The organism is Accumulibacter sp. (assembly GCF_032229525.1).
Taxonomy (GTDB): Bacteria; Pseudomonadota; Gammaproteobacteria; order Burkholderiales; family Rhodocyclaceae; genus Accumulibacter.
The window spans coordinates 1-7,084 of sequence record NZ_JAVTWB010000089.1 but is presented as its reverse complement, the minus strand read 5'-3'; the positions used below and the strand labels follow the sequence as shown (position 1 = coordinate 7,084).

At 62.2% G+C, this 7,084-nt stretch carries 8 protein-coding genes and 1 tRNA gene; 7 read left to right on the top strand and 2 right to left on the bottom strand.

Annotation, left to right across the window (positions count from 1 at the left end):
• Both RUW20_RS05330 and RUW20_RS05325 read right to left on the bottom strand, forming a co-directional pair.
• A partial coding sequence (locus RUW20_RS05330) for a magnesium chelatase domain-containing protein (RefSeq protein ID WP_313951166.1) occupies positions 1-179 on the bottom strand: 179 nt, incomplete at its 3' end.
• Between the two features lie 76 nt (positions 180-255).
• A complete protein-coding gene (locus tag RUW20_RS05325; RefSeq protein ID WP_313951157.1) occupies positions 256-501 on the bottom strand; it encodes an accessory factor UbiK family protein in 246 nt (81 codons plus the stop codon).
• Between the two features lie 241 nt (positions 502-742).
• Between RUW20_RS05325 and RUW20_RS05320 the strand changes: the two genes are divergently transcribed.
• The 7 genes from RUW20_RS05320 to RUW20_RS05290 form a co-directional block, all read left to right on the top strand.
• Positions 743-1,597 (top strand): TorF family putative porin, encoded by an 855-nt coding sequence (locus tag RUW20_RS05320; protein WP_313951156.1) that lies wholly within the window; start codon positions 743-745, stop codon positions 1,595-1,597.
• 53 nt (positions 1,598-1,650) lie between these two features.
• Positions 1,651-1,989 (top strand): P-II family nitrogen regulator, encoded by a 339-nt coding sequence (glnK, locus tag RUW20_RS05315; protein WP_313951155.1) that lies wholly within the window; start codon positions 1,651-1,653, stop codon positions 1,987-1,989.
• A 10-nt stretch (positions 1,990-1,999) separates the two neighbouring features.
• Positions 2,000-3,490, top strand: coding sequence for an ammonium transporter (locus RUW20_RS05310; protein ID WP_313951154.1), 1,491 nt, complete (start codon positions 2,000-2,002; stop codon positions 3,488-3,490).
• Positions 3,491-3,781: 291 nt separating this feature from the next.
• A tRNA-Lys gene (locus tag RUW20_RS05305) sits at positions 3,782-3,857 on the top strand.
• A 206-nt stretch (positions 3,858-4,063) separates the two neighbouring features.
• Positions 4,064-4,498 (top strand): DUF411 domain-containing protein, encoded by a 435-nt coding sequence (locus RUW20_RS05300; RefSeq protein WP_313951153.1) that lies wholly within the window; start codon positions 4,064-4,066, stop codon positions 4,496-4,498.
• Positions 4,499-4,762: 264 nt separating this feature from the next.
• On the top strand, positions 4,763-4,978 hold the full coding sequence (locus RUW20_RS05295) for a hypothetical protein (protein WP_313951152.1): 216 nt from the start codon (positions 4,763-4,765) through the stop codon (positions 4,976-4,978).
• A 181-nt stretch (positions 4,979-5,159) separates the two neighbouring features.
• The coding region (locus RUW20_RS05290; protein WP_313951151.1) for an AsmA family protein at positions 5,160-7,084 on the top strand (1,925 nt) is incomplete at its 3' end.

The window sequence follows — 7,084 nt, the reverse complement described above, 5'->3', positions numbered from 1 at the left end:
AAGCTGAAGCCGGAGTTCTGCAGCGCCGCCCTGACGCGGTCGCGCGCTTCCTTGACCTCGGTATCGGGCAGGCCAACCAGCGTGACGCTCGGCAGGCCGCCCGCCAGATGCACCTCGACCGCGACTTCGGGAGCCGAAAGGCCGTCCAGTCCGCGGCTATGAACGATGGCAAGAGCCATTGCGGGGGTTCGTCGAGGCAGGGCGAGAACGGGCGATCGAAGTCGCGAGAAGCAGCTGAGAACAGGCCTGCCGGGTTCAGCCTGCCTGATCGGGCGGGTTTTCCAGCCGCTCCAGCCGCGCCTCGAGCGCCTTCAGCTTTTCCCTCGTGCGCTGCAGGACCTGCGTCTGGATATCGAACTCCTCACGACTGACCAGATCGAGCTTGGAAAAGAAGCTGGCGAGCAGTGTGCGAGCGTTTTTCTCGATATCGGCGGCCGGACTGGCGGCAAGGATGGCACCCAGTCGGCTGCCAAGGTCTTCAAGGATTCTCGGGTCGAGCATGGTAATCACCGCAGGCGCAAGTGGTTTCGGGGTGGGCTGAGTCTAGCACAGGGGTGGCGCCGCGCAGGTCACGCACCATTTTCGTGCATCGCCATCGGACGCTGCGCTATCGCAGTGCAACAAGTGACGAGACATGGCGGTCACTGATTTTACAGTAATGATTTATAACAATAATCTGACTGGCACGGAAAGTGCTTAGCACTGACCAGTATTTCCTTTTTCTCTCGACGAGGGGTCAAACATGAAAAGCATTGTTCTGGCTGCTACTCTCTCTGCGGCACTTGCCGCGCCAGGCTTGGCCCAGGCAAGCGAGGCCGAACCGTCAACCTCGGCCAGTCCGCATAGCCTGACGGGCAATCTGGGACTGTTCAGCAGCTACCGTTTCCGCGGCATCGACCAGACGTTCGGCAAGCCTGCCCTGCAAGGTGGTTTCGATTACGCTCACGCCAGCGGTTTCTACCTTGGCAACTGGAACTCGAACGTCAGCTCCGGTGCCGGCTTCCCGGACGGCAACCTGGAAATGGACTTCTACGGAGGTTACAAGGCGGCCTTCGAGGACTTCGGACTCGACGTCGGCGCCATCTACTACTACTACCCGGGTTCTGATGCCAGCGCTCTCAGCGGCGGCAAGAGTTCCGGAGCCGTAAGCAACACGGAGCTGTATATCGGCGGCTCGTGGAAGTTCCTGTCCTTGAAGTACTCCTACGCGACCGACGATTACTTTTCCTTGCGTGGCGTGAATAGCGCCGGCGTCGCTACCGGCAAGAGTACAAGTGGCACCCAGTATCTCGATCTGTCGGCCAACTACGACCTTGGCGATGGCTGGGGGATCAATGGCCATGTCGGGACACTCAACCTGAAGAATGTCCACAACGGTGATTACACCGACTGGAAACTCGGCGTAACCAAGGATATCAACGGCTGGGTAGTGGCCGCTTCCTACGTCGACACCAATGCCAACGGCAGCTGCAGCAAGGGACAGTTCTATTGCTTCAGCAATTCCCTGTCCGACAACAACGGAACCCTCTCCACGGGTTCGCACACCGAGGACGCCGGCCGGGGTATCGCCATCGTTTCCGTCAGCCGCAGCTTCTAGCTATTTTTTGTTCAACCGGGAAGGCTCCGACCTTCCCTGACAGGGAGTGCAACATGAAACTCGTTACCGCCATCATCAAGCCGTTCAAGCTTGACGAAGTACGCGAGGCGCTATCGGCGATCGGCGTACAGGGCATCACGGTCACCGAAGTCAAGGGCTTCGGACGGCAAAAGGGTCACACCGAGCTGTATCGCGGCGCCGAATACGTCGTCGACTTTCTGCCCAAGGTAAAGGTCGAAGCCGCGATCAAGGACGACATTCTCGAACAGGTGATCGAAGCCATCGAGAAATCGGCCAGCACGGGAAAGATCGGCGACGGCAAGATTTTTGTCTCGCGAATTGAAGAAGTCGTCCGCATCCGCACCGGCGAAACCGGTGAGGAAGCACTTTGAGGAGCCTGCCATGAAACACCTTCTTACCATTCTCGCCCTGGTCGGCGCTATCGGCATCGCTGCGCCGGCCTGGGCTGACGAGACCCCGGCAGCAAGCGCTGCAACAAGCACTGCGGTTGCGGCTGCGCAGGCGACACCGGCCGCCATGGTGGCCACCGCCAGCGCTGAACCCGCGGCAGCAGTACCCGCTCCGGTACTCAACAAGGCAGACAACGCCTGGATCATGGTCTGTGCCGCGCTGGTCATCCTGATGTCTCTGCCGGGACTGGCCCTCTTCTACGGTGGTCTGGTGCGCACCAAGAACATGCTCTCGGTGTTGATGCAGGTCTTCGTGACCTTCGCGCTGATCAGCGTGCTCTGGGTGGTCTACGGCTACTCGCTGGCGTTCACTGAAGGTGGCAGTTTCTTTGGTGTGCTCGACAAGGTCTTCCTGAAAGGCGTGACCGCCGACTCACTCGGCGCGACGTTCTCCAAGGGCGTGTTCATCTCCGAGTTCACCTTCGTCATCTTCCAGGGCGCTTTCGCGGCGATCACCTGCTGCCTGATCGTCGGCGCCTTCGCCGAACGCGCCAAGTTCGCCGCCATTCTGGTGTTCATGGTGATCTGGTTCACGCTGTCCTACGCACCGATGGCGCACATGGTGTGGTACTGGGCGGGCCCCGATGCCTATGTCGACGCAGCAGCCGCCGAGGCGGCAGGCGCAACAGCTGGCTTCCTGTTCCAGAAAGGCGCGCTCGACTTCGCCGGCGGCACCGTGGTGCACATCAACGCCGCCGTTGCCGGCCTGGTGGGTGCCTTCATGATCGGCAAGCGGATCGGCTACGGTCGCGAATCGATGGCGCCGCACAGCCTCACCTTCACCATGATCGGTGCCTCGCTGCTATGGGTCGGCTGGTTCGGTTTCAACGCCGGCTCGGCACTCGAAGCGAGCGGTGGCTCGGCGCTGGCGATGGTCAATACCTGGCTGGCAACTGCTTGCGCGACCATGTCCTGGATGCTTGCTGAATGGCTGCTCAAGGGCAAGCCTTCGATGCTCGGTGCTGCATCCGGTGCGGTCGCAGGCCTGGTAGCGATCACCCCGGCAGCCGGCTTCGTCGGCGTCATGGGCGCCATCGTCATCGGCCTGCTGGCGGGCGTAATCTGCCTCTGGGGTGTCAATGGACTGAAGCGCATACTCGGCGCGGACGATTCGCTCGACGTCTTCGGTGTCCATGGCGTCGGCGGCGTTCTTGGCGCGATCCTGACCGGCGTCTTCGCCGCCCCGTCGCTTGGCGGCACCGGGGTCTATGACTACGTCGCCAACGCTGTCGGCGAGTACGACATGGGCGCGCAGGTGATCAGCCAGTTGTGGGGCGTCGGCACGGTGATCGTCTGGTCGGGTGTCGTCTCCGTGGTCGCTTTCAAACTGGTCGACATGCTGATCGGTCTGCGTGTCCCGGAAGACGAGGAACGCGAAGGACTCGACATCACCTCACACGGCGAATCGGCGTACCACTACTGAGCCGATCCACCGACAAAGAGCTCTCTCCCTTCGGGCGCCGCATGGCGCCCTTTTTTTTGGCACAACCGGCGCCGCCGTGCGGCGGTTTTCACCACCTGGTGAGCCAACCGACCATCGCCCCAGTCGCCGCCGATCGAGTGGCTGCCAACAGCGCTCGCGGTGCCAGCTCAACATCCCGAGAACACGAAAGGCCCGGGCGATCCCGGCGTCACGACCAGAAATCGAACGCCTTATCTCTGCCGATTTCATTGACAGCCCCCAAGCCCTTCCCTATAATCCGACCTCTTTCGGGGGTCGGTAGCTCAGTTGGTAGAGCAGTGGACTTTTAATCCATTGGTCGCGAGTTCGAGCCTCGCCCGACCTACCACGAGATGCAAGCAGCTAGCCCAACCCACAAGGTTGGGCTTTTTGCTTTCTGGGTTCTGATGTAGCCGCGGTGCAGGCAGTTCGGTGCGCATGCCGGCAAGGGATCGACAGCCCACAAAGATAACGGGAATGTAATCGAAGCGTCAGCTTGCGGTGAGCCCGGGCTGTGCACAATACTCGCCTCGTCCCGCGGAAAGAGAACCCGTCATGAAATCAGTCAGTATCTTGTTTGCGCTTGCCTTGCTCTCAGGGGCCAACGCCTTCGCCCAGGGCGCTCCACGCGTCGAGGTCTTCAAGAACGCCAGTTGCAGTTGCTGTGGCGGCTGGGTCGAGCATCTGCGCGAGAACGGCTTCGAGGTGACAACCCACAATATCGATGATGTGCCGGCAAACCGCGAGAAGCTGGGCATGCCGGAAAAATATGGCTCCTGCCACACCGCCAAGGTCGGCGGCTACGTCATCGAAGGCCACGTCCCGGCCACGGATATCCAGCGCCTGCTCAAGGAAAAGCCGAAAGCCCTCGGACTGGCCGTGCCGTCGATGCCAGCAGGCTCTCCGGGGATGGAAAGCCCACGCCCCGTCCCCTACGACACACTCCTCGTCAAGCGCAACGGCTCCAGCAGCGTTTTCGCCAGTCACTGAGCAGCGTCGAGGCACAGGCAAGGCCAGCACCTGATGTCCTTGCGCTTGCCACTACAGGCCGCCTGCAAGCACCCCGACCGGGAAGCTTGCCGCGCGACATGCCCATGGTCTGGCGAGGGTTGGCGGGGCGGTGGCCGTGATTCCCGCCACCTGCGCGACGCCCCCCACCCAACGGACCACCATACGCGAGCGCTCCTCGCCTGCAGCGCTAGCCGCATCCGCGCTATGCTGCGACGGCGAAGCCCAGCCCAAGAAGAGACAACCATGAAGATCAGCGCCGCAGTGCTCGACCGCATGCAGATGCCTTCCCCCTACGCGCAATCGCGCCCGGTCTCGGTCGACACCGTCGAACTGGGCGCGGCCGCCAACGGCGCGGGGACCATGGTCGGTGACCACCGCCGGCTGTCGTTGGACGAGATCAATACCGGCTTCGACCGTCTCGCTGCCGGCGCAGCGGTGCGCCAGGTAATCGTCTTCTAGCCATCCGCTGCCGCCTGCGGCTAACGGTCATGACATGTCGAGATACCCCAGATCATGAAAGTCATGACCGCCCCCCCTCTTCCCCGGCCCTTCTCCCGCGCTGGGGAGAAGGGAAAGTCGTGAGTCGCGTACGCGACTTTCACATTAACCTGACAAGACCGAAGCACCGCAAGGCTGACCAATGAACACCGTTCCCGATTCGAGCGCCAGGCGTCGCCGCTGGCCGGCCTACCTCTTGCTGGCCCTGGCGGTACTGACCGTGGCCATCGTCAGTGTGTCGAGCTGGCTGCTGCTCGACGACGATCGCATGCGAGCGGCGCTTGAGAAAGGCGTTACTGCCCTGACCGATCGCCCGTTCCATGTCGACGGCGACTTCGCCATCAGCGTCGGTCGGGTCACGACCATCAGCGGCTCCCGGATCCGCTGGCTGAATCCAGCATGGAGCAAGCAGCCGAACATGCTCAGCGCGGAAAAGCTGTCGGTTTCCATCGACCTCTGGAGCCTGATTCGCGGCCCGATCCTGATCAGCAACGCGCAGGCGGATGATGCCCAGCTGTTCCTCGAGTGGACCAGGGAAAAACAATTCAACTGGGATATGCGCTCTGCCCGGAAAGACGCCGAGAAGCCTGCCACCCCCCTCCACCTGCTGCTCCGCGAAACCGCGCTGAGCAACGTTGAAATCCGGGTCAGCCATCCTGCCCTGACCGCCGACCTGGTGATCAATGTCGTCCATGCGGACCAGCACATGGATGCGGAAGATCGCCTGCTGATTGCTGCCGACGCCACGGTAAAGGAACGCGCCTTCCACTTGCAGGGCCAGATCGGCCCTTTCTCCGAACTCATTGCCGGCGGCGCCATCGACTATCGCTTCGGCCTCAGCGCGGACGTCGTCAGCCTCGCGGCAAGCGGCCGCTTCGATCAGCTTTCTGAGGGCAGCGGGCCGCGTCTCGATCTCGAGCTGCTCGCGGACGATGCCGGGGAAGTACTCAAGACGTTTCAGCTGCCCGAGGTGACCAGGGGCAAAGTCAGTCTGCAGGCTCATGTCGTTCCCGCCAGCGATGGTCTGGATGGCCGGCTGAAGGGCAACTTCGGCGAGTTCAATGTCGACGCCAGGCTGGCAAAAAAGATCAGCAGTTCTTCCGACGAGTTCTCCCTGGTCCTCGATTCGGAGGGTCCCGATATCGGCGCTCTGGGCAGGCTAGTGGGCTTCGACAATCTCCCCGCACAAGCCTACACCGTGCAGGTGGATGCCAGTCGCAGGGGGCAGGAGCTGCAGCTCAGGAAGCTGTTCTTCGTCAGCCGCGAGTTCACCATCGAGACATCAGGCGTTGCCCACAAGTTTCCACAACTGAGCGATCTCGAGCTGGACCTTAGCGCAAAGGCAGAGAACCTGCAGAAGATCGGCCAGCTGTTTTCGGTGGCATTCCTGCCAGCGCTGCCGCTGAGCGTCAAGGCCAGCATCAAGCGCAAGGCTGCCGGCGGCGGCGACCAGTTGCAGGGCCACTTCGCCCTCGGCAACACAACTGGCGAAGTCTCGGGCCAGCTGACTCGGGAAAAGGGCCTCGTCGGCTCGACCTTTCGCTATCGTGCCAGCTCGCCCGATCTGCGCGAACTGGCACGTGCCCGGGGCTTCCGCGTGGCAACGCCTGTCCCCGTTCCCAGCCGCATCGACGGCGAGTTCTCGCTGCGGGCTGATCAGCTGCGCATAGACAGCTTCGCCGCCAAGATCGCCGACGATCAGCTATCGGCCACCGGGCTGATGGATTTCCGACACCCCGACACGCTCGTTGAATTCGAGCCACGGATGACGGGACCAGACCTCGCCGGTTTCGTCGGTCTGTTTCTTGGCGACGAGCAAGCCGCCTATGTACCTTCTGGCAGCTACGATCTGACCGGCAAAGTCAGCCTGCAGGGGTCTCGGCTACGCATCAGCAGCAGAGATGCGCAAGCCGGGGGCAGCGTCTTCGGCTTCGATGGCTCGGTCGACCTCGGCGGAAAGACGCCGACAGTCGACGCCAAGATCACCGCCAAGGGCCCGAACCTTGCGACTGTGCTCAAACCGGAAATCCTGAAGGGCGTTCCGGCCACGGCGTTTTCACTGAGCAC

Excerpts from the sequence above, each read along its gene's own strand:
- glnK (WP_313951155.1), top strand. The coding sequence starts at position 1,651 with ATGAAACTCGTTACCGCCATCATCAAGCCGTTCAAGCTTGACGAAGTA.
- RUW20_RS05295 (WP_313951152.1), top strand. The coding sequence starts at position 4,763 with ATGAAGATCAGCGCCGCAGTGCTCGACCGCATGCAGATGCCTTCCCCC.
- RUW20_RS05320 (WP_313951156.1), top strand. The coding sequence starts at position 743 with ATGAAAAGCATTGTTCTGGCTGCTACTCTCTCTGCGGCACTTGCCGCG.
- RUW20_RS05310 (WP_313951154.1), top strand. The coding sequence starts at position 2,000 with ATGAAACACCTTCTTACCATTCTCGCCCTGGTCGGCGCTATCGGCATC.
- RUW20_RS05325 (WP_313951157.1), bottom strand. The coding sequence starts at position 501 with ATGCTCGACCCGAGAATCCTTGAAGACCTTGGCAGCCGACTGGGTGCC.
- RUW20_RS05300 (WP_313951153.1), top strand. The coding sequence starts at position 4,064 with ATGAAATCAGTCAGTATCTTGTTTGCGCTTGCCTTGCTCTCAGGGGCC.